Genomic DNA, 25553 nt, shown 5'->3' with positions numbered 1-25553 from the left:
AAGCGAGCATCTGGAGGGGAAATCAACCACAACTCACTACCTGGTAAATAGCAACAAAGTATGTGAAAACAGCCTATGAAAAAGAAAGAAATGCAGACAAGGGACAGTCTCAAAAAAAATATAAACAGAAAGAAATCCCCTAAAAAACAACATTGAAAAATGATCCCCATCCGTATAAAGGAAACTGGATTGACTATTCCGGTTAATTAGGAGGCAACATGTCAGTATTTTTTATGTTTCTGTTGTTTGTATTAAATATATTCACCATTTTCGCCATCATCGTTTTATATCTTCGGCAAAACCGTTTAAGTAAGGTGGAAAAAGACCAAAAAGCCATGATTGATGAAATGGAACAACTTTTGTCTGGTTTTTTGATTGAGATGAAACAGGACAACGAGATATTGGTAAAGGCATTCACCAAATCGGTTGCAATGGATTCCGAGCATGATCAAAAAATAAAAGAACATGGCGCAATTAGAGAAACCATGGAAGATAAAGAAGTAAAACAAGAACAAAACATGCTGAAAGAGTATAAAGAGGGAAGAAGTGCCGCGGCTAAAAAGCAGGCGACCGACGCTTACAAAATAATGCCTGAAGACGATGAGGATAATGCTTTACCCGTAATAGTTGAGGACAAATTGGAACTTTCATCAGCTGCCACCACCCTTCCGAACGAGGGGAAGGCGACGGGTAAAGAATTTGCGGACATGTTACAGGCCTCGGTAAATGAACATTCATTAAATGAACAAGTAGATATGTTAGCTGATCAAGGTCATTCAATTGAAGAAATCGCCAAAAGGCTAGGTCGCGGTCAAACGGAAATAGAGCTATTACTAAAGTTTCGCATGAATAGATAGATATTACTTGATTGAGAAGAATCATTATGGTATATTATGAAATGGTGTTAATACACACGCCCCGTGATTCTTGCAGATGGTGCTGTTTCGACAGTTTCTGTATGAAAATGATCGGTGCGGAGGAAAAACAAAACCATTTAGGAGGAACTAAAATGTCAGTCATTTCTATGAAACAATTGCTTGAAGCTGGTGTGCATTTCGGACACCAAACACGTCGCTGGAACCCGAAAATGAAGAAATATATCTTCACTGAGCGTAACGGCATCTACATCATCGACCTTCAAAAAACAGTTAAAAAGGTTGAAGAAGCTTATAACTTCGTGAAAGAACTAGCTGCTAACGGTGGAACTGTTCTTTTCGTTGGTACTAAAAAACAAGCTCAAGAATCTGTTAAAGAAGAAGCTATCCGTTCTGGTATGTACTATGTAAACCAACGTTGGTTAGGTGGAACTTTAACAAACTTTGAAACAATCCAAAAACGTATTACTCGTCTTAAAGATATCGAAAAAATGGAAGCAAACGGAACTTTCGAAGTCCTTCCTAAAAAAGAAGTTATCCAACTTAAAAAAGAATGGGATCGCTTAGAAAAATTCTTAGGCGGAATTAAAGATATGAAGACTCTTCCAGATGCGATCTTCGTTATCGACCCTCGCAAAGAGCGTATTGCTGTTGCGGAAGCACACAAATTACACATTCCACTTGTAGGTATCGTTGATACAAACTGTGATCCGGATGAAATCGATGTAGTTATTCCTGCGAATGACGATGCAATCCGTGCTGTTAAATTATTAACAGGTAAAATGGCAGATGCTATCTTAGAAGCTAAACAAGGCGAAGAAACAGCAACTGAAACAACTACTGCTTAATAAGCAAAAAAGGTTGCTTATTAAGTAAGAAAAAAGGTGATAAGAGGATAATGCCTTTTATCCCTTTTTTTTGCACTAAATAAGCGTACATAAATCACTGTACGGAATGTTTTTTAAAAGGTATAGTCGATTTTTAAGGAAAAGAAATCATTAAGTATTTAGTTCCGTCAAATTGACTGACTAAGTGGATGGCTTTTCTGGAATATTGCCTTTGCTCGTTATTTTCTTTGATGATAACAAGTATTTTTTGGTAAAAATGGGTAAAGATTGAATAAACTGCATTTAATTTGAGGAGGATATATATTATGGCAATCACTGCACAATTAGTTAAAGAATTGCGTGAAAAAACTGGTGCCGGTATGATGGACTGTAAAAAGGCACTTGTACAAACAGAAGGCGATATGGAAAAAGCAATCGATTTCCTACGTGAAAAAGGAATTGCAAAAGCTGCTAACAAAGGCGACCGTATTGCTGCTGAAGGTTTAACTTCAATCGTTGTAGAAGGAAACCAAGCGGTTATTCTTGAAGTGAACTCAGAAACAGATTTCGTTGCAAAAAACGAAGGATTCCAAACACTTGTTAAAGACTTGGCTTCATTCCTTCTTGCTAACAAACCTGAAAGCGTTGAAGTTGCTCTTGAACAAACAATGGAAAATGGAGAAAAGGTTGCAGATCATATCAATGCTGCAGTTGCTAAAATCGGAGAAAAATTAACTCTTCGCCGTTTCCAAGTTGTTACTAAAACAGATAACGACGCATTTGGTGCATACCTTCACATGGGTGGACGTATCAGCGTACTATCAGTTCTTGAAGGTACAACTGACGAAGATGCAGCAAAAGGCGTTTCAATGCACATCGCTGCAATTAACCCTAAATATATCTCTCGTGACCAAGTCGATGCTAGTGAATTAGATCGCGAACGCGAAGTTCTTACTCAACAAGCGCTTAACGAAGGTAAACCAGAAAAAATCGTTGCAAAAATGGTTGAAGGACGTATCAATAAATTCTACGAAGAAATCTGTGTGAACGAACAAGCTTTCGTTAAAAACCCTGATCAAAAAGTGGGACAATTCGTTGAATCAAAAGGCGGAAAAATCCTATCATTCGTTCGTTATGAAGTAGGGGAAGGTCTTGAAAAACGTCAAGAAAACTTTGCTGAAGAAGTAATGAACCAAGTTAAAAAAGACTAATTGTCAGATAATTAATAATAGGGAACACTCTGGTGTTCCCTATTTTTTGAAATGTCATGAATTTTTGGTAATATTGCAAGAAAGCATGATGAACGAATGAAAAGATTACATAGTTGGAGGTTCTCATGAGTAGCGCTAAATATAAACGTGTAGTTCTAAAATTAAGTGGCGAAGCATTAGCCGGTGAAGAAGGATTTGGAATTAACCCTGCAGTAATTAAATCTATTGCTGAACAAGTCAAGGAAGTGGCTGAGCTTGATGTGGAAGTGGCTGTTGTGGTTGGCGGCGGAAACATTTGGCGCGGCAAAATAGGCAGCGAAATGGGCATGGATCGTGCTAATGCCGATTATATGGGGATGCTGGCTACAGTCATGAACTCATTGGCGTTACAAGACAGCCTTGATCAGCTTGGAATTGAAACGCGTGTACAAACTTCCATCGAGATGAGACAAGTTGCAGAACCATACATTAGACGACGTGCAATCAGGCATCTAGAGAAAAAGAGAGTGGTGATTTTTGCAGCTGGTACAGGTAATCCATACTTCTCAACGGATACCACTGCCGCCCTGCGTGCTGCTGAAATTGAAGCTGATGTCATCTTGATGGCGAAGAATAATGTGGATGGCGTATACAATGCTGATCCGGTTAAGGACAAAAATGCAGTGAAGTATGATAAGCTTTCCTATCTTGATGTGATTAAAGAAGGCTTAGAAGTAATGGATTCGACCGCGTCCTCACTATGCATGGACAATGATATTCCATTGATCGTCTTCTCGATTATGGAAAAAGGTAATATTAAACGAGCCGTACTAGGCGAAAAGCTTGGAACTATTGTAAGGGGGAAATAAAAGATGCCGAAACAAGTTATTTCGAATGCGAAAACGAAAATGGAAAAAGCCATTGGAGCGTATACACGTGAATTAGCCAGCATCCGTGCCGGAAGGGCAAATGCCTCATTGCTTGATAAAATCTCGATTGATTATTATGGTTCGCCGACACCGGTTAATCAGGTGGCTGGTATTTCTGTCCCGGAAGCTAGGCTTTTAGTCATTCAACCATATGATAAAACGGTATTGGGTGAAATCGAAAAGGCGATTTTGAAATCAGACTTAGGCTTGAATCCTTCTAATGATGGTTCAATCATCAGGATAGCCATCCCCGCGTTAACTGAAGAACGCAGAAAAGAACTTGTGAAAGTTGTTAAAAAAGAAGCGGAAGAAGCGAAAATAGCTGTCCGTAATGTGCGTCGCGATGCTAATGATGATTTGAAAAAGCTTGAAAAAAATGGTGAAATCACTGAAGATGACTTACGTGGCTATGCGGATGACATCCAAAAGATGACAGATGGCAATATCACGAAAATCGATGATATTACAAAAGATAAAGAAAAAGAAATTCTGGAAGTATAATTTTACTTAAAGAATTGATTAAATAAAGAGGGCCGAATCCATACTGGGTCATGTCTTGATTCTAACATATAGGTGTGCTTAAAAGAGAAAACTGTTATAATAAGGTTTCTCCGATAATGATTACTCCTTGAGTTAGTATGTTGCATGCAAACGTTGGAGGTGGTCCTTTTTTTGCATTTTTCACGGTAATCATAACCGGTTTTAGAAAAAAAGAAGTAATGATTTCTCCCTTTCTAGCTTCTAATGAAGAAATAATTTTCATAATAATAATATGAGAACCAGTTTTTTTTTGATATTATGATATAGATTCTTTTTAAGCGGCAGAAAGCTTGATATACATAGTGCACGTTAACTTTGCCTTTGTAGAGAGATAAGTACAACCTGATGGGGGACTAACATATGTATTCACTATGGAAGCGTTTCGTTAAAAAAGATGCTTCTTCCGATGTAACTAATAGGATTCAGCATATTAAACAGTTTGATGTTCCTCAGCATATCGCCATCATTATGGATGGAAACGGCCGCTGGGCCAAAAAGCGTGCATTGCCACGTGTGGCAGGTCATCATGAAGGAATGAAAACCGTTCGTAAAATTACGAAAGTTGCCAATAAATTAGGGGTCAAAACTTTGACAGTCTATGCGTTTTCCACTGAAAATTGGAAACGCCCGAAAAGTGAAGTCGACTTTTTGATGAAGCTTCCCCAGGAATTTCTTGGGACATTTTTACCCGAGCTCATTTCTGAAAATGTAAGAGTTGAAACGATCGGGGACCTGTCACTCATTCCCTCACATACTCAAAATGCCGTTAAACGGGCAATGGAAGACACGAAGGATAATGATGGGATGATTCTGAATTTTGCCCTGAACTATGGAAGCCGTGGGGAGATTGTATCTGCAGTGAATAGCATTATTCAAGATGTTAAGAATGGTATAATAAAGGAAAATGCAACAGAGGAAATTATATCCAGTTACCTGATGACCAAACATTTGTCGGATCCTGATTTACTGATCCGTACAAGTGGTGAAATCCGTTTGAGTAATTTCATGCTTTGGCAGGCGGCTTATACTGAGCTGTGGTTTACAGAGGTGCTATGGCCGGATTTTAGTGAGGGGCATTTATTGCAGGCAGTTGAGGAGTATCAAAAACGTTCACGAAGATTCGGTGGCGTTTAATTTAGAAGGCGAGGAAAATGGAATAATGAAACAACGAATTATTACGGCGGTCGTAGTTGCCGCTATCTTCATTCCACTAGTCATTTTAGGGGGAGTTCCCTTTTTACTGACAGTTTATCTGTTAGGGTCCATTGGTTTGTATGAACTGATGAAAATGAAAAATTTACGCGTTGTATCTTTTGAGGCGTTACTTTCTCATATATTATTGTGGGTACTTTTATTGCCTAATGAACATACCGCTTTTTTAGCAGAAATAAATTACGATAAAGTGCAAGTCTTCTTAATCGGGGTTTTGCTGCTGTTACTTTATACAGTTGTTTCTAAAAACCGTTTTACTTTTGATGACGCAGGCTTTTTAGTGATTTCAATCTTATACTTGGGAATGGGTTTCTACTTCCTATTTGAAACACGTGACTCTTTAGGACTGGGTCTGATTTATATCTTGCTTACCCTATTCACGATCTGGGCAACCGACTCCGGAGCTTACTTCATAGGTAAATCACTTGGTAAAAGGAAGCTATGGCCAGAAATAAGTCCAAACAAGACTGTGGAAGGATTTATCGGCGGGTTATTTTCTGCGATGGTAGTGGGTGTGCTATTTTACATCTTCTCGAGTCTTGACTACACGTTATTACAATTATTATTGATTTCATTAATCATTGGGGTATTCGGCCAATTGGGGGATCTCGTCCAATCGGCGTATAAACGTCATTATGGGGTTAAGGATTCCGGCAAGCTTCTCCCGGGACATGGCGGAATTTTGGACAGGCTTGATAGCTTGATATTCATTTTACCGATTTTGCATTTATTGCATGTTTTATAATATAAAAATAGGCAGTGTTATATGAATTAGGAGATGAGCAATTTGAAAAACATCAGCCTTTTGGGCGCGACAGGTTCGATTGGTCAACAAACAGCGGATGTGGTGAGGTCACATCCTGACCAATTCAAGATAGTGGCTCTTTCTGCTGGAAAGAATATAGAATTGGTCAGGACTTATATACAAGAGTTTGAACCGAAACTAGTTTCGGTCCAGACGGAAGAAGATTATCATGTTTTGAAAAGTGAATTCTTCAGCCGCAAAGATATCGAGTTCATGTATGGCGATGAGGGACTGTCTGCTGTTGCTGTATATGATCAGGCGACAATATTGGTCAATGCCGTCATCGGAAGCGTGGGCCTTTATCCGACGCTTCAAGCGATAAAGGCTAAAAAAGATATTGCTATCGCCAACAAGGAGACTTTGGTAACGGCAGGTCATTTGGTCATAAGTGAAGCTAAAAAAGCGGGGGTTCGTTTGCTGCCGGTTGACAGCGAGCATTCCGCTATTTTTCAGGCATTGCAGGGTGAAAAGGAAAAAAATATAGAACGTCTTGTCATTACTGCTTCAGGTGGCAGTTTTCGCGATCGGACCAGGGAAGAATTGAAGGATGTAACGGTGGAAGAGGCATTGAACCATCCGAACTGGTCAATGGGAGCTAAAATCACGATTGATTCAGCATCAATGATGAATAAGGGTTTGGAAGTGATTGAGGCCCACTGGCTATTTGATCTTCCATACGATAAAATTGATGTATTGCTACATAAGGAGAGTATCATCCATTCCATGGTTGAGTTTCATGACTCCAGCGTGATTGCACAACTGGGAACACCGGATATGCGAGTGCCGATTCAATATGCACTTACTTATCCGGACCGTATTCCGTTGGCAGGACGCAAGCGCCTGAATTTGGCTGAAGCAGGCAAACTGCATTTTAGCGATATGGATTTCACGAGATATCCTTGTTTGCAATTCGCCTATAAAGCGGGTAAAATGGGCGGAACGATGACTACCGTGCTGAATGCCGCCAATGAAGCGGCAGTCGCTGCTTTCTTATCTGGAAAGGTATCCTTCCTTGAAATTGAAACGTTAATTGAAAGAGCGCTGAATCAGCATTCCGTGATGGCCCTTCCGGATTTAGAAACGATTCAGGAAGTGGATAATATGACAAGGCAGTATATAGAATCCTTAGTGAAAGATAGGTGACCGGAACATGCAGACTTTAGAAACGATTATAGCGTTCATCATCATTTTTGGCGCTCTTGTATTTTTCCATGAGCTTGGACACTTAGTGTTTGCAAAGCGTGCCGGAATTTTATGCCGTGAGTTCGCAATCGGTTTCGGCCCAAAAGTATTCACATATAAAAAGAAGGAAACCGTTTATACCATTCGATTGCTTCCGCTGGGCGGGTATGTGCGTATGGCTGGTGAAGATGCAGAAAATATAGAATTGAAGCCCGGCTATCGAGTAGGATTGATGTTTGATAATGAAGAGAATGTTACAAAAATCATTTTGAACAATAAAGATAAATATCCTGATATTCGTCTTGTGGAAGTTGAAGTGATCGACCTTGATCATAAGCTTATCCTTACTGGTTATGAAGAAGGTGAGGAAGATAATCTAAAAACGTTTACCATTCATGAAGAAGCGGTAATCGTTGAAAATGGTGTAGAGAACCAGATTGCTCCATATGACCGGCAATTTGCTTCAAAGTCGCTTGGGCATCGCTTCCTGACGATAGTAGCTGGACCAGCAATGAACTTTGTTTTGGCTTTTGTCATTTTTGTGTTGATCGGCCTGTTTCAAGGGGTCGTGGTGGATGAAGCGAAACTTGGTGAGCTGACTGCAGACGGTTCGGCTGTTAATGCCGGGTTAAAATCTGGTGATGTCATTCAATCCATAGAAGGGACGGAAGTCTCATCTTGGGAAGATGTTCAGGAAAGCATTCAAAAGAACCCTGGGCAAGAGATCGAGTTTGTCGTGGACAGGGACGGGAAAACGTTAGAAGTGCCGGTCATTCCACAAGAAGTGGAGAGGGAAGGTAAGAAAATTGGGATTATCGGAGTTTACCCTCCAGTTGAAAAAGCACCGATTAAAGCTATACAATACGGTTTTACGGAAACATATTTTTGGACAAAACAAATTTTCATCATCCTTGGTGACCTCGTAACAGGTGGATTTACGATTGACAGCCTATCCGGTCCTGTAGGAATATATAAATCAACTGAAGAAGTAGCGAAACAAGGTTTATTCACGTTAATGAAATGGGCAGGGCTGCTGAGCATTAACTTGGGAATCATGAACTTGCTGCCGCTACCGGCATTGGATGGAGGAAGACTGTTATTCTTTGTTGTCGAATTCTTAAGAGGAAAACCGATCGATCGCCAAAAAGAAGGAATGGTTCACTTCATCGGCTTTGCTTTGCTGATGTTATTGATGATAGTCGTTACATGGAATGACATTCAGCGGTTCTTCTTATAAGACATGTTTGGATAAGGTAAAACAGGCCAGCAGATTTTTCTGTTGGCTGTTTTCTTATCTCCAAGAAGGAATAGTCATTTCCTAGTTTTTTAACCGTTTTAGGGAAATAGTTTGTTTTCTAAGGAAATCGTAAGTATAATCGAGAATGAGTATATTAAATTAGCTTTTCTGAATAGCGCAGAAAGACTTTTTTGTATGATATGACCGTATTCATGCTGCAGTATGAATTTTTACCGCAGCCGCAGTTTAATTTAAAGGAAATATTGAAGAGGTGCAGATATGAAACAAAGTATGACGTTAATCCCTACATTGAGAGAAGTGCCTGCAGATGCTGAAATCAAAAGTCATCAGCTTCTATTACGTGCAGGATTTATGAGACAAAACTCCAGCGGGGTTTACAGTTTTATGCCGCTTGGAAAAAAGGTGCTTCAAAAGGTTGAAGCGATCGTCCGGGAAGAGTTGGAGAATGCTGGTGCAGTAGAATTATTGATGCCTGCTTTACAACAAGCTGAATTCTGGCAGGAATCTGGACGCTGGTATACCTATGGTCCAGAGTTGATGCGCCTTAAGGACCGCAATAACCGTGAATTTGCGCTAGGTGCCACACATGAAGAAGTGATAACCAGCTTAGTTCGTGATGAGGTGAAATCATACAAGCGTCTTCCTTTAACGGTTTACCAAATCCAAACCAAATTCCGTGATGAAAAAAGACCGCGTTTCGGATTGTTGCGTGGACGTGAGTTCATCATGAAGGACGCTTATTCTTTCCATGCCAATCAAGAAAGCCTGGATGCTGTTTATAAAAATATATATTCGGCATATTCAAATATATTTAGCCGTTGTGGGTTGGACTTCCGTGCCGTCATTGCTGATTCTGGGGCGATGGGCGGAAAGGATACACACGAATTCATGGTCCTATCCGAAATAGGGGAAGATACCATCGCCTATTCTGATACTTCCGAATATGCAGCGAATATTGAAATGGCACCGGTGAGTGTAAAATATGAAAAAAGTTCCGAAGCACAAATTGCACTTGAAAAAATTCATACACCTGGCCAAAAATCTATTGAAGACGTGACTTCATTCTTAAATACAGATGCAGAGAAACTAATCAAATCGCTATTATTTAAAGTGGATGAAAAGTATGTGCTTGTATTGGTACGAGGGGATCATGAAGTCAATGATATCAAGCTGAAGAATTTCTATAACGCTTCAATCGTTGAATTGGTCGATCCGAATGAAACGAAAGAAGTCTTAGGATGTGCAATTGGATCCCTTGGACCAATCAATGTCACTTCTGAAGTGGAAGTGATAGCCGATGTTGCCGTAGAAGCAATGGTTAATGGAATCTGTGGTGCAAATGAAGAAGACCATCATTATATGAACGTAAATCCCACTCGTGATTTTAACGTGGACAATTTTATAGACCTTCGTTTCATTCAAGAGGGTGACCCATCACCGGACGGGAACGGAAAAATTAAATTTGCCAAAGGAATTGAGGTAGGCCACGTATTCAAGCTGGGAACAAAATATTCCGAAGCTATGAATGCAACATTCCTAGATGAGAATGGACGGTCTCAGCCTATGATAATGGGCTGTTATGGAATTGGTGTTTCACGCACGCTTGCAGCTGTAGCTGAACAATTCAACGATGAAAAAGGATTGGTCTGGCCAGCGAATTTGGCACCATACCAAGTCCATTTGATTCCAATCAATATGAAGGATGAGGCTCAGGCTGTCCTGGCAGAAGATTTGTATAATGATCTAAAGGCACAAGGCATGGATGTTCTTATGGATGATCGTCAAGAACGTGCTGGCGTAAAATTTGCCGACTCTGACCTGATCGGTCTTCCTGTCAGGGTGACGGTCGGTAAAAAGGCATCCGAGGGAATCGTCGAAGTGAAAATCCGTAAAACGGGTGAGGTTCTTGAAATAGAAAGAGCTGAACTTATTCAAAAGCTTCAAGAAATACTTGGGTAATTTTAAAAATTGGGGAATTAGGCATCATTCAATTGGATGATGCCTTTTTTTTTCATGGATTTAGATACTAGTGAAACACTCGTGATATGTTATAATAGCCTCTGATATCATAGTGAAAATGATAATGAATAATATCTTAGAGATAGTAGATAGGGGAGAGAGGAAATGGATCAAAATCCAAATAGCGGTAGAGAGAGATTTCAACTCTTGCTCCAGCAAATGGACTTGACTGAGGATGCCTTTGTGAATTATTTCATAGGTGCCGAAATTGATAAACTCTCAATCGAGAGGGAGTCCAAAAAATGGCATTTTGCCTTTAATATACCTGCATTAATTCCTTGCAGTGTTCATACAAGACTTGCTACTCAACTAGCAAGTACGTTTTCCCATATTGCGAAGGTAACGTTCAACTTAAATGTGGCCAATCCGCAAGTGACGGAACAATTGGTAAAAGAATATTGGAAAAACTGCATTGGCGAGCTTGAAGGAATGTCTCCAGCCCTGTTGTCACTTCTGAAGGAACAAGAGCCCGCAGTGAATGGATATAAACTTATCGTAAGCGCCCGGAATGATACGGAGGCTGGCCAATTGAAACGTAAGTACTCCGGCATCATTTCGAATATCTACCAAACTTTCGGTTTTCCCCCGTTGACTCTGGAAGCGGAAGTGAAGGAAACGGTTTCGAATCCTGATTACCAGAAGTTTTTAGAAGAGAAACAAAAGGAAGACGCGGAAAAGGGACTTGCTGCCTTAGTGGAAATGCAGAAAAAAGAATCGGAAAAAGGCGGCGACGAAGGCGTCTACGAAGGACCGGTTAAAATTGGCTATACGATTAAAGAAGATGCGGATTTCCGCAGAATCGAACAGATTATCGATGAAGAACGCAGGATTGCTGTCGAAGGATTCGTTTTTGATGCAGAAGTCCGTGAGTTACGCAGCGGACGGAGCCTCTTGACATTTAAAGTCACGGATTATACAAGCTCAATATTAGTCAAAATGTTTTCGCGTGATAAAGAGGATGCTGCCATACTTGCCCGAGTGAAAAAAGGGATGTGGGTACGTGCCCAAGGCAGTATCCAAAATGATACATTCGTACGTGACCTGGTAATGATCGCAAATGATATAAATGAAATTTCTAAACAAGGACGGCAGGATAAGGCACCTGAAGGTGAAAAGCGTGTAGAACTGCATATGCATACCCCGATGAGCCAGATGGATGCAGTGACGCCTACTTCTGCTCTTGTTGCCCAGGCTGCCAAGTGGGGGCATAAGGCTGTTGCCATTACGGATCACGCAGGTGCACAATCATTCCCTGAAGCTTATAGTGCCGGGAAAAAGAATGGTATTAAAATCCTTTATGGCGTCGAAGTGAACCTTGTGAATGATGGGGTGCCCATTGTTTATAATGAGGCGCATATTCCTTTGGCAGATGCCACCTACGTTGTGTTTGACGTAGAGACGACTGGTCTGTCAGCTGTTTATGATACGATCATTGAATTTGCTGCAGTGAAAATTCGTGACGGGGACATCATTGATAGATTTGAGTCATTTGCGAATCCGCATCACCCATTATCCAATACGACGATAGACTTGACTGGAATCACTGATGATCTCGTGGAAAATGCTCCAGAAGTCTCGGAAGTACTAGAAAAGTTCAAGAACTGGGCAGGCGATGCGATCCTTGTTGCCCACAACGCAGCCTTCGATATGGGCTTTTTGAATATAGGTTATAAAAACATGGGATATCCTAAAGCTTCCAATCCTGTTCTTGATACATTGGAACTTGGCCGTTTCTTATATCCGGAGTTTAAAAACCACCGGTTAAATACATTATGTAAAAAGTTCGATATTGATTTGACCCAGCATCATAGGGCCATTTATGATGCCGAAGCTACAGGTTACCTTATGCTGAAGATGCTGAAGGATGCAATGGAAAAAGAGATTACCCATCATGATCAGCTTAATGACAATATGGGTAAAGGAAACGCTTATCAGCGTTCCCGGCCATCCCATTGTACGTTGATCGCGCAAACACAGGCTGGCTTAAAAAACCTTTTCAAGTTAATTTCAATATCGCACATCGATTATTTTTATCGTGTTCCCCGGATACCGCGTTCACAACTTAAAAAGTATCGTGAAGGAATTTTGGTCGGATCGGGATGCGATAAAGGGGAAGTTTTTGAAGGGATGATGCAGAAGGGGTTTGAGGAAGTCGTCGAAATCGCAGAATTCTACGATTATCTTGAAATTCATCCGAAGGAAGTATATCAGCATCTGATTGATCTTGAATATGTCCGGGATGATAAATCGTTAGAAACGATCATCTCCAATATCGTCAAGCTTGGTGAAAAATTGGATAAGCCAGTCGTAGCGACGGGAAATGTACATTATTTGGATCCGAATGATAAAATTTACCGGAAAATCCTTGTAAATTCACAAGGTGGAGCAAACCCGCTGAATCGTCATAAGCTTCCTGACGTACATTTTCGGACAACTGATGAAATGCTACGGGAATTTTCCTTCCTTGGTTCAGAGAAAGCCAAAGAGGTCGTGGTAACCAACACCAATAAAATCGCTGATATGATTGATGAAATCAAGCCAATCAAGGATGAGCTATATACACCTAAAATTGAAGGTGCCGAAGAAGAGATGCGTGAGATGAGTTATGGCATGGCAAGGAAGATCTATGGAGAGAACCTGCCGGAAATCGTGGAAGCCCGTCTTGAGAAAGAATTGAAAAGCATCATTGGCCATGGTTTTGCCGTTATTTATTTAATTTCTCATAAACTAGTAAAAAAATCATTGAATGATGGTTATCTCGTTGGCTCAAGGGGATCGGTTGGATCATCTTTCGTTGCCACGATGACTGAAATTACGGAGGTAAATCCTCTTCCGCCACATTATGTATGTCCGGAGTGCAAGAAATCCGAATTCTTCAATGACGGTTCTGTAGGTTCGGGGTTTGACCTCCCAGATAAGGACTGTCCCGAATGTGGCATAGCTTATACAAAAGACGGGCATGATATCCCGTTTGAAACCTTCCTTGGATTTAAAGGAGATAAGGTTCCTGATATCGATTTGAACTTCTCTGGTGAATATCAGCCAAAGGCCCATAACTACACTAAAGTCTTATTCGGTGAAGAATATGTATATCGTGCGGGAACGATTGGTACTGTCGCTGAAAAAACGGCCTATGGATATGTAAAAGGGTATTCCGCTGATAATAACATCCATATGCGCGGAGCTGAGACTGATCGACTTGTTGCCGGTTGTACTGGGGTGAAACGGACGACAGGACAGCATCCAGGCGGAATCATCGTTGTTCCTGATTATATGGATATTTATGATTTCACACCTATTCAATTCCCTGCAGATGACAGGAATTCCGAATGGAAAACAACTCACTTTGATTTCCATTCCATTCACGATAATATTTTGAAACTAGATATCCTTGGACATGATGATCCGACTGTGATCCGGATGCTTCAAGACTTAAGCGGCATCGATCCAAAGACCGTTCCTACAGATGATCCTGAAGTAATGAAAATATTCAGCAGTACCGAATCTTTAGGAGTTACAGAAGAACAGATCATGTGTAAAACGGGTACACTCGGCATTCCCGAATTTGGAACGCGTTTCGTCCGGCAGATGCTTGAAGATACGAAACCTACGACATTTTCTGAGCTTGTTCAGATCTCAGGGCTTTCTCATGGTACCGATGTGTGGCTGAGCAATGCACAGGAACTGATCCACAACCGGATATGCACACTAAGTGAGGTTATAGGCTGTCGTGATGATATTATGGTTTATCTGATTTATCAAGGACTCGATCCATCCCTGGCGTTCAAAATTATGGAATCTGTACGTAAAGGGAAAGGGCTCTCGGAGGAGTTTGAAGAGGAAATGAGGAAAAATGAGGTGCCGGAATGGTACATCGATTCATGTAAGAAGATTAAGTACATGTTCCCGAAAGCCCATGCTGCAGCATACGTCTTAATGGCTGTCCGGATAGCCTATTTTAAAGTGCATCTGCCTTTATTGTATTATGCAGCCTATTTCACAGTGCGTGCCGATGATTTTGAAATCGATGCCATGACACGGGGGCCGCAAGCAATAAAAACCAAAATGGAAGAAATTACCGTAAAGGGATTAGATGCATCCACAAAGGAAAAGAATACATTGACGGTTATTGAACTAGCTTTGGAAATGTGTGAACGCGGGTATGCGTTCGCTAAAGTGGATTTGTACAAATCAAGTGCTGATCAATTCTTAATTGAAGGAAATTCTTTGATACCGCCTTTCAATTCAATACCTGGTCTTGGAACGAATGCCGCCATCAATATCGTCAACGCACGCAAGAATGGTGAATTCCTCTCGAAAGAAGACCTACAACAACGGGGGAAGGTTTCGAAGACCATCCTTGAATACCTGGATAAACAAGGCTGTCTGGAGTCATTGCCTGAACAAAATCAGTTATCATTATTTTAAAGAGGAAACTGTTGTCAAAAAGGAAGAAACAGACATGGTATTTGCATAAATATCTTGATTATGGTATATTTTTATTGGAAATACTAAGAGGAACCAATGGCAAGAGTGGGGAAACCCACTCTTTCGTGTTGTATTGACCATTTAATTTTGAATCCGAAACCAAGCGCATACAACGCACGTATGGAGGAAACAAATGAGTAAAAAGGTAACGGAAGTTGTAGAGGAATTTGCATTACCAATTCTTGAAGAATTGCAGCTTGAATTAGTCGAAGTGGAGTATGTGAAGGAAGGTAAAAGCTGGTTCCTTCGAGTGTACATTGATAAAGAAACAGGCGTAGATATTGAAGATTGCGGAAATGTGAGTGAAAAACTCAGTGAAAAGCTTGATGAGGTTGATCCGATTCCACAAAATTATTTTCTCGAAGTTTCATCTCCCGGAGCTGAAAGGCCTCTGAAAAAAGAGAAGGATTTCCTTAAAGCTATCGGTAAAAATGTTTACATAAAAACATACGAGCCCATTTTAGATGAAAAAGAATTCGAAGGAATCTTAACCAGTTTCGATGGTAAAGAAGTGACACTCGAAGTCAGAATCAAGACAAGAAAGAAAACCATCGTCATACCATTTGAAAAGGTGGCCAAAGCAAGATTGGCGATTACCTTCTCTTAAGTCAAGCAAATCATTAATTTAAATATCCGTAAGGGGGATCACCATGGGCAATGAGTTATTGGATGCTCTCTATATTTTAGAAAACGAAAAAGGAATTTCCAGGGAAGTTTTGATCGACGCGATTGAGGCTGCTCTTATATCGGCATATCGCCGTAACTTTAACCAAGCACAAAATGTACGTATCGACTTGAATCTTGGTAAAGGAACTATGCGTGTATTTGCCAGAAAAGACGTTGTTGACGAAGTATTCGATTCACGTCTGGAAATTTCTGTTGAAGAAGCAAGAGCAATTGACCCCAACTACCAGTTAGAGGATATTGTCGAAATGGAAGTAACACCAAAGGATTTCGGCCGTATTGCTGCACAAACTGCTAAACAAGTCGTTACTCAAAGAGTGCGTGAAGCAGAACGAGGCATCATTTATGCCGAATTCATTGATCGGGAAGAGGATATCATGACTGGCATCGTTCAACGCCAAGATTCACGATTCATCTATGTGAGCCTAGGTAAAATCGAAGCTTTGCTCCCGGTGAATGAGCAAATGCCGAATGAACAGTATAAACCTCATGATCGCATTAAAGTTTTCATCACTAAAGTTGAAAAAACTTCTAAGGGCCCGCAAATTTTTGTATCCCGTTCACATCCTGGCCTTTTAAAACGTTTATTCGAAATCGAAGTGCCTGAAATTTTTGATGGAACAGTAGAAATTAAGTCAGTTGCCCGCGAAGCAGGCGACCGTTCAAAAATCTCCGTGCACTCAGATAACGAAGAAGTCGATCCTGTCGGTTCATGTGTAGGCCAAAAAGGACAACGTGTTCAGGCCATCGTCAATGAGTTGAAGGGTGAAAAAATCGATATCGTTAAATGGTCGGAGAATCCGGTCATTTTCGTTGCGAATGCTTTAAGCCCTTCAAAAGTACTTGAAGTTATCGTAAAAGAAGAGGAAAAGGCGACGACTGTGATCGTTCCGGATTATCAACTTTCCCTGGCAATTGGTAAGCGCGGACAAAATGCCCGTTTAGCTGCCAAACTTACAGGCTGGAAAATTGATATCAAGAGTGAAACGGAAGCCCGCGAAGCTGGAATTTATCCAGTGGAAGAACAGGAATTCCTTTTGAGCAGAGATAGTTATGTTAATGAAGAGGAAACAGATTTCGAAGAGGATAACGAGTAATTCAGAGGTGAAAAAAGATGAATAGCCGAAAAAAAATCCCGATGCGTAAATGTGTGGCTACAGGTGAAATGAAGCCGAAGAAAGAACTCATTCGCATCGTTCGATCTAAAGAAGGGGAAGTCAGCCTTGATCCGACCGGAAAGAAATCGGGAAGGGGAGCTTATTTGACTCTTGATCGGGATGTTATCGAGCTGGCCAAAAAGAAAAACGTGCTGGCTAATCACCTTAGTACCCAAATCGATTCTTCCCTTTATGAACAATTGCTTGAATTAGTGAATAAGGAGAAAAACTAACACCATGACCCAACAACAACAATGGATGTCTCTATTAGGTTTGGCCAATCGGGCACGCAAGCTAATTTCGGGTGAAGAATTAGTGGTTAAAGAGATTAGAAGCGGTAATGCCAAAGTTGTTATTTTATCCGCGGACGCTTCAAAAAACACTGAAAAAAAAATATCTGATAAGTGCGCATTTTATCAGGTTCCTTTAAAAAGAGTCGAAAGCAGGTCTATGCTCGGCCATGCGATAGGTAAGGATGCTAGAGTTGCCGTCGCAGTTCTGGATGAAGGTTTTGCACAAAAACTCCGAACGCTGCTCGATTAAATTTTACGGGGGTGAACGTATGACAAAATTGCGTGTATATGAATATGCAAAACAAAAGAACGTTTCAAGCAAGGATGTAATAAATAAACTTAAAGAAATGAATATAGAGGTAACAAACCATATGACAGCATTAGACGATTCAACTGTAAATAAATTAAACGATTCAATTAAACCTAAAAACGAAGATAAAAGCCAAGCTGCTGAACCAAAGGCAAACGCTACGGTTGCGAAGTACGAAGCTGAAGCGGATGAAAAGAGCACAGTTAATAAAGAAAAACTGAAGAAGAAACCACCAGTTAAACCTGTAGGTACGAAAAAACCAACGGGGCAGTTTAACAGGGGTCGCAATAATAAGAATAAAAATAATAAACAAAGACAACAAGCCCCACAGGCTCCCGTTACAAAGCGTAAGGAAAGAGAACTTCCAGAGAAAATTACGTTTTATGAGTCTTTGACCGTTATGGAACTTGGTAAAAAACTTCATCGTGAACCTTCTGAAATCATTAAAAAGCTCTTTATGCTTGGTGTTATGGCTACAATCAACCAAACTTTGGATAAAGATGCAATTGAATTGATTTGTACAGAATACGGTGTAGTGGCCGAAGAAGAGATTCGTGTTGACCTGACCGACCTTGAGTCACTAGTCACTGAAGACGCTTCTGAAGATTTGATTGAACGTCCGGCTGTCGTAACGATCATGGGGCACGTTGACCATGGTAAAACGACATTGCTTGATTCTATACGCCATACAAAAGTTACAGAAGGCGAAGCAGGCGGAATAACTCAGCATATCGGTGCTTATCAAGTTAAAGTAAACGATAAGAAAATAACATTCCTAGATACACCAGGCCATGCTGCTTTTACAACAATGCGTGCCCGCGGTGCACAAGTTACTGATATCACGATCCTGGTTGTTGCGGCGGATGATGGTGTTATGCCTCAAACGATTGAAGCGATTAACCATGCTAAAGCGGCAGAAGTACCAATAATCGTCGCTGTCAATAAAATGGATAAAGAAGCTGCCAATCCGGACCGTGTCATGCAAGAATTGACTGAACATGGTTTAGTTTCTGAAGCTTGGGGCGGAGACACAATTTTCGTACCAATTTCAGCTAAAAACGGTGAGGGTATCGATAGCTTGCTTGAAATGATTCTTCTTGTCAGTGAAGTGGAGGAGTATAAAGCGAATCCATCTCGTAAAGCAAATGGAACGGTTATCGAAGCGCGTTTGGATAAAGGGCGCGGATCGGTTGCTACTTTGCTTGTTCAAAACGGTACGTTGAAAGTCGGAGATCCGATTGTTATCGGTAATACATTCGGCCGTGTCCGTGCTATGCTTAACGATCTTGGACGCCGTGTTAAGGATGCAGGTCCTTCAACACCGGTTGAAATCACTGGATTGAACGAAGTACCACAAGCCGGTGATCGTTTCATCGTCTTTGAAGATGAGAAAACGGCCCGTCAAGTTGGGGAAGTGCGTGCACAGAGACAACTTGCTTCACAACGTAATGAAAAATCCCGTGTAACGCTTGATACATTGTTCGAGCAAATGAAAGAAGGGGAAATTAAAGAATTGAACATCATTCTAAAAGCGGATGTTCAAGGTTCTGCGGAAGCAGTAGCCGCTTCCCTGAATAAAATAGAAGTGGAAGGCGCTAAAGTGAAAATCATTCACACTGGCGTCGGTGCAATTACAGAGTCTGACATCATCCTTGCTACAGCTTCCAATGCAATCGTCATCGGATTTAACGTCCGTCCTGACGTGAATGCAAAGCGTGCAGCTGAATCAGAAAATGTTGATGTCCGCCTTCACCGCATCATCTATAAAGCGATCGAAGAGATCGAGTCGGCTATGAAAGGGATGCTTGACCCTGAATTCGAAGAAAAAATTATCGGTCAGGCTGAAGTTCGTACTACTTTCAAAGTATCTAAAGTAGGTACGATTGCCGGTTCATATGTCACAGAAGGAAAAATTACACGTGATAGCGGTATTCGCTTAATTCGTGAAGGTGTCGTCATTTACGAAGGTGAAATTGATGCATTGAAACGTTTTAAAGATGATGTAAAAGAAGTGGCAACAAACTATGAGTGCGGTATTACTATTAAAAATTACAACGACCTTAAAGAAGGCGATGTAATCGAAGCGTATGTAATGGAAGAGATTGAACGTAAATGATCGTTGGCTCTGTCCAATGTGAATGCATCATTCATGACACCCATTCTTTGAAAGAAAAACGGGCCGTGCTTCAGCGTGTCATGACACGGCTTAAACAGAAGTTCAATATTTCTGTAGCCGAGACCGATTTTCAGGATTTATGGCAGCGGACAAAGATTACTATCGTAACCGTAACATCCTCAAGGAAGGCTACAGAGCGGGAACTTCAAAATGCCCTTAAATTTCTAGATTCTTTTCCGGAACTAGAGCGAACAATAACAGATATAGACTGGCTTTAGGCTATCGAGGTGATATTATGAGCCTTCGTTCAAATCGTGTTGGCGAACAAATGAAAAAAGAGCTGAGTGAAATTATCGGCCGAAAAATTAAAGATCCAAGAATCGGATTTGTAACTGTGACGGATGTTGAGGTTACAGGCGATTTACAGCAGGCAACAATTTATATTTCCGTTTTGGGTGACCAGGAACAACGGGAGAAAACCCTGCAAGGCCTAGCAAAGGCAAAAGGATTCATGCGTTCAGAAATTGGGCAAAGAATCCGCCTGCGCAAGACCCCAGAGCTGTTTTTTGAATTTGATGAATCAGTTGATTATGGTAATCGTATCGAGTCGTTGATTTCCCAAATCAATTCAGAGGACAAACCGGCTGAAAAAGACGAAGAATAAGCAAGCAGTAAAAGGAGGCCGACTCAAAAAGTGCTTTGCACTTCTTGAAGTCGGTCTCTTTTTTTTGAAAATGAAATATTTAAAAATCAAAAAACACCTTTCGGAATTGAAATTTATTTTGCTTCATGATAACCGTTTAGGGTGTTTTATAAATGATGAGGTGAAAGCGTGAACGGTATTCTTCCATTATGGAAACCCAAGGGATTGACATCCCATGATTGTGTTTTTAAATTAAGAAAGATTTTAAAGACGAAAAAGGTTGGGCATACAGGTACTTTAGATCCCGATGTAACAGGGGTTTTACCTATTTGTATTGGCAGGGCAACTAAAATTGCTGAATATTTGACAGAAGCCGGCAAAGCGTATGAAGGGGAAGTGACCCTTGGTTTTTCAACGACAACTGAAGACGCAAGCGGTGAAAAAGTGGAAGAGAAAAAGGTTGAACAAGTGATTCCTCGTGAACGGATTCTAGAGATGCTCGAATCATTGACTGGGAAAATTGAACAGACTCCGCCAATGTTTTCTGCTGTTAAGGTAAACGGGAAGAAGTTATATGAATATGCTCGTGCAGGAGTAGAAGTGGAGAGGCCGACAAGGGAGGTCTCCATCTATGAAATTACCCTTCTCGATGATCGTTCTGAATTCAAAGGGGAAACCATTTCTTTCCGTTTTCGCGTCAAGTGCAGCAAAGGTACGTATATTCGGACACTTGCAGTCATGATGGGTGAAGAATTGGGGTTTCCTGCCCATATGTCAGATTTAACCCGTATTGAATCAGCAGGTTTTAAGCAAGAGGATTGTTTTACATTTGCTGAGGTGGAAGCATTCATGGAAACCGAACGAACTGATGGTTTTCTGTTGCCCTTGGAGCGGGGATTATTTCATTTGCCCAAATTTCAGATTAGTGATAAAGTAGCAAAGAAAGTACTTAACGGTGCGGTATTGGAACAAACAGAGGATGTCATTGTTGAAAAAGGTAAGCCTTTTGTGATGGTCGACCCATCCGGTAAGGCGATTGCCATTTATCAAATACATCCGACAAAAGTGGGGTTAATTAAACCTGTAAAAGTATTGGCACAAGAATTATAGACCGTTTTACCGTCGGAAAGAGGAGATTGAAAGGTGAAAGTGATCGCAATAGAGCATCCTCATCAATTTAAATCGGATGATTTTCCTGAGCTTGTAATGGCGCTTGGATTTTTTGATGGTATACATAAAGGTCATCAGATTGTTATTCAAACCGCCAAGCAAAAAGCCGATGAAATGAATCTTAAGTCAGCAGTCATGACATTTGACCCGCATCCTTCAGCAGTACTGGGGAGGAAAACGGAAAATATCCGCTATATTACTCCACTTGAAGATAAGGTGGATATCATAGAGTCGATGGAGATAGATTATTTATTCATAGTCCATTTCAGCAAGGAATTTGCTTCGGTACTGCCGGAACGGTTCGTTGACGAATACATTGCCGGGCTGAATGTCCGTCACGTCGTAGCAGGCTTTGATTATTCATACGGTCGCTATGGTCAAGGGTCAATGAAAGATTTGCCTGTTTACGCCCAAGGAAGGTTTTCGCAGACTGTCGTTGAAAAACAGACACTTGAAGATGAAAAGGTTAGTTCGACGAGAATCAGGGAAACTCTCGGTAATGGCAACTTTTCCGACTTTTATCATTTGGCTGGCCGGCGCTTTTTAACGAAAGGGCATGTAATCCACGGTGAAAAACGGGGCAGGAAGTTGGGATTCCCCACCGCTAATATTGAAGTAAGCGACGATTATATCTTCCCTGCTGCAGGCGTATATGCCGTCAGGATCAAAATAAGCGGTAAATGGTATTGCGGAGTTTGCAATGTCGGTTACAAACCTACGTTCCACGAAGAAAAGCCTAAATACCCTACTGTGGAGGTCCATGCCTTGGAGTTCTCAGGAGATATTTATGGCGATCAGGTTTCGGTTGAATGGCATACAAGGCTTCGGAGTGAGCAGAAATTTTCCGGACTTGAAGCATTGGTCGCTCAGATTGAAACGGATAAGCAAAATGCAATAGCCTATTTTTCAAAACTGAAAGCATAAAAAGGGCAGTAATAGACAAGACTTGCAATTTTAATGAAAAACATGTATTCTATTGTATGTATGAAAATAACCATTGCTTGGCTAGTCGAGACTCCGACGCTGGCTCGGTAATAGGTGATTTTACAGAATTTTAGGAGGAATAATAACATGGCAATTACACAAGTACGCAAAAACGAACTGATCGCTGAGTTCAGAACTCACGATACTGACACTGGGTCTCCAGAAGTTCAAATCGCAGTTTTAACAGAAGAAATCAACAACTTGAACGGTCACTTACGCACACATAAAAAGGACCACCATTCACGTCGCGGTCTTCTTAAAATGGTAGGTAAACGTCGTAATCTTTTAACTTACCTACGTAACACAGACGTTACTCGTTACCGTACACTAATTAACAAATTAGGTCTACGTAGATAATTTTTTTCAGGAAGGCGGGAAATTTCCCGCTTTTTTGATGTTAATCAAATGATTTGGACGTGTTCTACTTAAAGGCTGAGCCTTCGTCCTTGGGACTCGGCAGGAGCCGGGTCCTTTTCCATTTATAAATGATCAGGATATACATAATCAAATGAATGAAATTTTTATTCATTTTACTGTTAATGCTTGTTTTTTTCGTGCATAATAGGAATAGTTTGGTTTTAACTCGAGTTCAGTTACTTTCACATATAAATGATTTAATCCAATACAGGTTTAGGTAAACTAAGCCTTTAAGTGAAGATTCAGAGAGGGGTTTAATAAATGGGACAGGAAAAACATACGTATTCATTTGACTGGGCCGGCCGTAATGTAACGGTAGAGATAGGGCAATTGGCCAAACAAGCGAACGGAGCAGTTTTAGTCCGTTATGGAGAAACTGCTGTATTAAGTACAGCAACAGCTTCGAAAGAGCCTAGAAATGTCGACTTCTTCCCTTTGACAGTCAACTACGAAGAAAGACTTTATGCAGTCGGCAAAATTCCAGGTGGCTTCATCAAACGTGAAGGCCGACCAAGTGAAAGGGCAATTCTTGCAAGCCGTTTAATTGATCGTCCAATCCGCCCGCTATTTGCTGACGGCTTCAGGAACGATGTTCAGATCATCAGCATGGTCATGAGTGTTGATCAAGATTGCTCTTCTGAAATGGCAGCGATGCTTGGATCATCCCTTGCACTTTCAGTTTCCGATATTCCATTCGAAGGGCCAATTGCTGGAGTTGTAGTAGGAAGAATCAATAATGAATTCATGATTAACCCTACTGTTGACCAACTTGCAAAAAGTGATATCAATTTGACGGTTGCCGGTACTAAAGATGCTATCAACATGGTTGAAGCCGGAGCTAATGAAGTACCAGAGGAAACCATGCTTGAAGCAATCATGTTTGGACATGATGAAATCAAGAAAATCATTGCATTCCAAGAGAAAATCGTTGCTGAAATCGGCAAGGAAAAAATGCAGATCGCTTTATATCAGGTGGATGCAGAGCTGGAAGCAGAAGTGAAAGGCCTATGTGAAGCCGACTTGAACAAAGCTGTACAAGTTCAGGAAAAACATGCTCGTGAAGACGCGATTAAAGAAGTGAAAGATCGTGTATTGGCTCATTATGAAGAAGAGACTGATGAAGCTAAATTAAAACAAATCAAAGAAATCTTGAATAAATTGGTCAAATCTGAAGTACGCCGTTTAATTACGGAAGAAAAAGTGCGTCCGGATGGCCGTAATCCTGACGAAATCAGACCATTATCATCAGAAGTTACCATCCTGCCCCGTACACATGGTTCTGGATTGTTCACACGCGGACAAACCCAAGCACTATCCATCTGTACTTTAGGTGCACTTGGTGATGTGCAGATTCTGGATGGGCTTGGAACCGAAGAGTCAAAACGTTTCATGCACCACTATAACTTCCCACATTTCAGTGTTGGTGAAACTGGTCCTATCCGTGGAGCAGGTCGCCGTGAAATTGGTCATGGTGCACTTGGTGAAAGAGCATTGGAACCTGTCATTCCAAACGATAAAGACTTCCCTTATACAATCAGACTTGTTTCAGAAGTGCTTGAATCAAACGGTTCAACTTCACAAGCAAGTATCTGTGCAAGCACTTTGGCAATGATGGATGCTGGTGTTCCATTGAAGGCTCCAGTTGCCGGTATTGCAATGGGCCTTGTCAAAACTGGTGAGCACTATACAATCTTAACCGATATTCAAGGTATGGAAGATCATCTTGGAGATATGGACTTTAAAGTCGCAGGTACCTCAAAAGGTGTTACTGCCCTACAAATGGACATTAAGATTGAAGGTCTATCAAGAGAGATCCTTGAAGAAGCTTTACTTCAAGCCAAACACGGCCGGATGCATATTTTGGAGTCAATGATGTCAACAATCAATCAACCGCGTGAGCAGTTATCCAAATATGCTCCTAAAATCGTTACAATGTCTATAAATCCGGATAAAATCCGTGATGTCATTGGACCGAGCGGAAAACATATCAATAAAATCATTGAAGAAACTGGCGTGAAAATCGACATCGAGCAAGATGGAACGGTATTCATATCTTCTACAGATGAACCAATGATTCAAAAAGCGAAGAAAATCATTGAGGATATCGTACGTGAAGTCGTAGTCGGCGAACTATACTTAGGTAAAGTGAAACGTATTGAAAAGTTCGGTGCTTTCGTTGAAATCTTCAATGGTAAAGACGGTTTGGTGCATATTTCCGAACTGGCTGAAGAAAGAGTCGGAAAAGTGGAAGATGTCGTTTCACTTGGCGATGAGTTATTGGTTAAAGTTACTGAGATTGATAAGCAAGGAAGGGTAAACCTTTCCCGTAAAGCGGTCCTGAAAGAGCAAAAAGAGGCAGCTAACCCTTCTCAATCGTAATAGAAATGAAATTCCGGCATGCGATTCCTTGTGAATCTGCATGCTTTTTTTTGTAAAAAGCATTGGGATAATACA

The 25553-nt window shown here is 41.0% G+C and carries 22 protein-coding genes; all 22 read left to right on the top strand.

Annotation, left to right across the window (positions count from 1 at the left end):
• Nucleotides 1-218 precede the first annotated feature (218 nt).
• The 22 genes from ACFX4L_RS11975 to pnp all read left to right on the top strand — a co-directional run bounded on the left by ACFX4L_RS11975 (nt 219) and on the right by pnp (nt 25478).
• Nucleotides 219-857 (top strand): hypothetical protein, encoded by a 639-nt coding sequence (locus tag ACFX4L_RS11975; RefSeq protein WP_377405255.1) that lies wholly within the window; start codon nt 219-221, stop codon nt 855-857.
• A gap of 152 nt (nt 858-1009) precedes the next feature.
• Nucleotides 1010-1723 carry a 30S ribosomal protein S2 gene (gene rpsB, locus ACFX4L_RS11970; RefSeq protein WP_056526825.1) on the top strand — a complete coding sequence of 238 codons (714 nt, stop codon included), beginning with the start codon at nt 1010-1012 and terminating at the stop codon, nt 1721-1723.
• Nucleotides 1724-2028: 305 nt separating this feature from the next.
• Nucleotides 2029-2913: a translation elongation factor Ts gene (tsf, locus tag ACFX4L_RS11965; RefSeq protein ID WP_377383705.1), complete on the top strand. Its 885-nt coding sequence runs from the start codon at nt 2029-2031 to the stop codon at nt 2911-2913.
• Between the two features lie 125 nt (nt 2914-3038).
• Entirely contained in the window at nt 3039-3761 is a 723-nt protein-coding gene (gene pyrH, locus ACFX4L_RS11960) for a UMP kinase (RefSeq protein ID WP_284471262.1), read from the top strand.
• 3 nt (nt 3762-3764) lie between these two features.
• The gene (gene frr / locus ACFX4L_RS11955; protein ID WP_061462435.1) at nt 3765-4322 is read left to right on the top strand and encodes a ribosome recycling factor; all 558 of its coding nucleotides are present in this window, start codon (nt 3765-3767) and stop codon (nt 4320-4322) included.
• A gap of 399 nt (nt 4323-4721) precedes the next feature.
• Nucleotides 4722-5495, top strand: a complete 774-nt coding sequence (locus ACFX4L_RS11950) for an undecaprenyl pyrophosphate synthase (RefSeq protein ID WP_061462436.1) — start codon at nt 4722-4724, stop codon at nt 5493-5495.
• A 25-nt stretch (nt 5496-5520) separates the two neighbouring features.
• Nucleotides 5521-6318, top strand: a complete 798-nt coding sequence (locus ACFX4L_RS11945; protein ID WP_377383710.1) for a phosphatidate cytidylyltransferase — start codon at nt 5521-5523, stop codon at nt 6316-6318.
• 42 nt (nt 6319-6360) lie between these two features.
• A complete protein-coding gene (gene dxr, locus ACFX4L_RS11940) occupies nt 6361-7521 on the top strand; it encodes a 1-deoxy-D-xylulose-5-phosphate reductoisomerase (RefSeq protein WP_061462437.1) in 1161 nt (386 codons plus the stop codon).
• A 7-nt stretch (nt 7522-7528) separates the two neighbouring features.
• Nucleotides 7529-8797 carry an RIP metalloprotease RseP gene (gene rseP / locus ACFX4L_RS11935; RefSeq protein WP_125161957.1) on the top strand — a complete coding sequence of 423 codons (1269 nt, stop codon included), beginning with the start codon at nt 7529-7531 and terminating at the stop codon, nt 8795-8797.
• 279 nt (nt 8798-9076) lie between these two features.
• On the top strand, nt 9077-10777 hold the full coding sequence (locus ACFX4L_RS11930; RefSeq protein WP_377383714.1) for a proline--tRNA ligase: 1701 nt from the start codon (nt 9077-9079) through the stop codon (nt 10775-10777).
• A 165-nt stretch (nt 10778-10942) separates the two neighbouring features.
• Nucleotides 10943-15265 carry a PolC-type DNA polymerase III gene (locus tag ACFX4L_RS11925; RefSeq protein WP_284471258.1) on the top strand — a complete coding sequence of 1441 codons (4323 nt, stop codon included), beginning with the start codon at nt 10943-10945 and terminating at the stop codon, nt 15263-15265.
• 193 nt (nt 15266-15458) lie between these two features.
• The gene (gene rimP / locus ACFX4L_RS11920; RefSeq protein WP_061462441.1) at nt 15459-15932 is read left to right on the top strand and encodes a ribosome maturation factor RimP; all 474 of its coding nucleotides are present in this window, start codon (nt 15459-15461) and stop codon (nt 15930-15932) included.
• Between the two features lie 43 nt (nt 15933-15975).
• Nucleotides 15976-17106: a transcription termination factor NusA gene (gene nusA / locus ACFX4L_RS11915; RefSeq protein WP_061462442.1), complete on the top strand. Its 1131-nt coding sequence runs from the start codon at nt 15976-15978 to the stop codon at nt 17104-17106.
• A 17-nt stretch (nt 17107-17123) separates the two neighbouring features.
• A complete protein-coding gene (rnpM, locus tag ACFX4L_RS11910; protein WP_061462443.1) occupies nt 17124-17399 on the top strand; it encodes an RNase P modulator RnpM in 276 nt (91 codons plus the stop codon).
• Nucleotides 17400-17403: 4 nt separating this feature from the next.
• Entirely contained in the window at nt 17404-17709 is a 306-nt protein-coding gene (locus ACFX4L_RS11905; protein ID WP_061144653.1) for a YlxQ family RNA-binding protein, read from the top strand.
• A gap of 19 nt (nt 17710-17728) precedes the next feature.
• A complete protein-coding gene (infB, locus tag ACFX4L_RS11900) occupies nt 17729-19885 on the top strand; it encodes a translation initiation factor IF-2 (RefSeq protein ID WP_061462444.1) in 2157 nt (718 codons plus the stop codon).
• The gene (locus tag ACFX4L_RS11895; RefSeq protein WP_057913375.1) at nt 19882-20163 is read left to right on the top strand and encodes a DUF503 domain-containing protein; all 282 of its coding nucleotides are present in this window, start codon (nt 19882-19884) and stop codon (nt 20161-20163) included. Before infB ends, ACFX4L_RS11895 begins: the two co-directional genes overlap by 4 nt.
• A 17-nt stretch (nt 20164-20180) precedes the next feature.
• The gene (gene rbfA / locus ACFX4L_RS11890; protein WP_377405253.1) at nt 20181-20549 is read left to right on the top strand and encodes a 30S ribosome-binding factor RbfA; all 369 of its coding nucleotides are present in this window, start codon (nt 20181-20183) and stop codon (nt 20547-20549) included.
• Nucleotides 20550-20717: 168 nt separating this feature from the next.
• A complete protein-coding gene (gene truB, locus ACFX4L_RS11885) occupies nt 20718-21638 on the top strand; it encodes a tRNA pseudouridine(55) synthase TruB (protein WP_284471257.1) in 921 nt (306 codons plus the stop codon).
• Nucleotides 21639-21671: 33 nt separating this feature from the next.
• Nucleotides 21672-22622, top strand: coding sequence for a bifunctional riboflavin kinase/FAD synthetase (gene ribF / locus ACFX4L_RS11880; RefSeq protein ID WP_377383724.1), 951 nt, complete (start codon nt 21672-21674; stop codon nt 22620-22622).
• A gap of 147 nt (nt 22623-22769) precedes the next feature.
• Nucleotides 22770-23039 (top strand): 30S ribosomal protein S15, encoded by a 270-nt coding sequence (gene rpsO / locus ACFX4L_RS11875; protein WP_061462448.1) that lies wholly within the window; start codon nt 22770-22772, stop codon nt 23037-23039.
• Between the two features lie 321 nt (nt 23040-23360).
• Nucleotides 23361-25478 carry a polyribonucleotide nucleotidyltransferase gene (gene pnp, locus ACFX4L_RS11870; protein ID WP_061462449.1) on the top strand — a complete coding sequence of 706 codons (2118 nt, stop codon included), beginning with the start codon at nt 23361-23363 and terminating at the stop codon, nt 25476-25478.
• The last annotated feature ends 75 nt before the right edge of the window (nt 25479-25553 follow it).

Origin of the sequence: Peribacillus sp. YIM B13482, from assembly GCF_042787975.1 — a bacterium.
Taxonomy (GTDB): Bacteria; Bacillota; Bacilli; order Bacillales; family DSM-1321; genus Peribacillus; species Peribacillus simplex_A.
This window is presented reverse-complemented; position numbering and strand designations above follow the sequence as displayed.

Excerpts from the sequence above, each read along its gene's own strand:
- ACFX4L_RS11975 (WP_377405255.1), top strand. The coding sequence starts at position 219 with ATGTCAGTATTTTTTATGTTTCTGTTGTTTGTATTAAATATATTCACC.
- rpsB (WP_056526825.1), top strand. The coding sequence starts at position 1,010 with ATGTCAGTCATTTCTATGAAACAATTGCTTGAAGCTGGTGTGCATTTC.
- tsf (WP_377383705.1), top strand. The coding sequence starts at position 2,029 with ATGGCAATCACTGCACAATTAGTTAAAGAATTGCGTGAAAAAACTGGT.
- pyrH (WP_284471262.1), top strand. The coding sequence starts at position 3,039 with ATGAGTAGCGCTAAATATAAACGTGTAGTTCTAAAATTAAGTGGCGAA.
- frr (WP_061462435.1), top strand. The coding sequence starts at position 3,765 with ATGCCGAAACAAGTTATTTCGAATGCGAAAACGAAAATGGAAAAAGCC.
- ACFX4L_RS11950 (WP_061462436.1), top strand. The coding sequence starts at position 4,722 with ATGTATTCACTATGGAAGCGTTTCGTTAAAAAAGATGCTTCTTCCGAT.
- ACFX4L_RS11945 (WP_377383710.1), top strand. The coding sequence starts at position 5,521 with ATGAAACAACGAATTATTACGGCGGTCGTAGTTGCCGCTATCTTCATT.
- rseP (WP_125161957.1), top strand. The coding sequence starts at position 7,529 with ATGCAGACTTTAGAAACGATTATAGCGTTCATCATCATTTTTGGCGCT.
- ACFX4L_RS11930 (WP_377383714.1), top strand. The coding sequence starts at position 9,077 with ATGAAACAAAGTATGACGTTAATCCCTACATTGAGAGAAGTGCCTGCA.
- ACFX4L_RS11925 (WP_284471258.1), top strand. The coding sequence starts at position 10,943 with ATGGATCAAAATCCAAATAGCGGTAGAGAGAGATTTCAACTCTTGCTC.
- rimP (WP_061462441.1), top strand. The coding sequence starts at position 15,459 with ATGAGTAAAAAGGTAACGGAAGTTGTAGAGGAATTTGCATTACCAATT.
- nusA (WP_061462442.1), top strand. The coding sequence starts at position 15,976 with ATGGGCAATGAGTTATTGGATGCTCTCTATATTTTAGAAAACGAAAAA.
- rnpM (WP_061462443.1), top strand. The coding sequence starts at position 17,124 with ATGAATAGCCGAAAAAAAATCCCGATGCGTAAATGTGTGGCTACAGGT.
- ACFX4L_RS11905 (WP_061144653.1), top strand. The coding sequence starts at position 17,404 with ATGACCCAACAACAACAATGGATGTCTCTATTAGGTTTGGCCAATCGG.
- infB (WP_061462444.1), top strand. The coding sequence starts at position 17,729 with ATGACAAAATTGCGTGTATATGAATATGCAAAACAAAAGAACGTTTCA.
- ACFX4L_RS11895 (WP_057913375.1), top strand. The coding sequence starts at position 19,882 with ATGATCGTTGGCTCTGTCCAATGTGAATGCATCATTCATGACACCCAT.
- rbfA (WP_377405253.1), top strand. The coding sequence starts at position 20,181 with ATGAGCCTTCGTTCAAATCGTGTTGGCGAACAAATGAAAAAAGAGCTG.
- rpsO (WP_061462448.1), top strand. The coding sequence starts at position 22,770 with ATGGCAATTACACAAGTACGCAAAAACGAACTGATCGCTGAGTTCAGA.
- pnp (WP_061462449.1), top strand. The coding sequence starts at position 23,361 with ATGGGACAGGAAAAACATACGTATTCATTTGACTGGGCCGGCCGTAAT.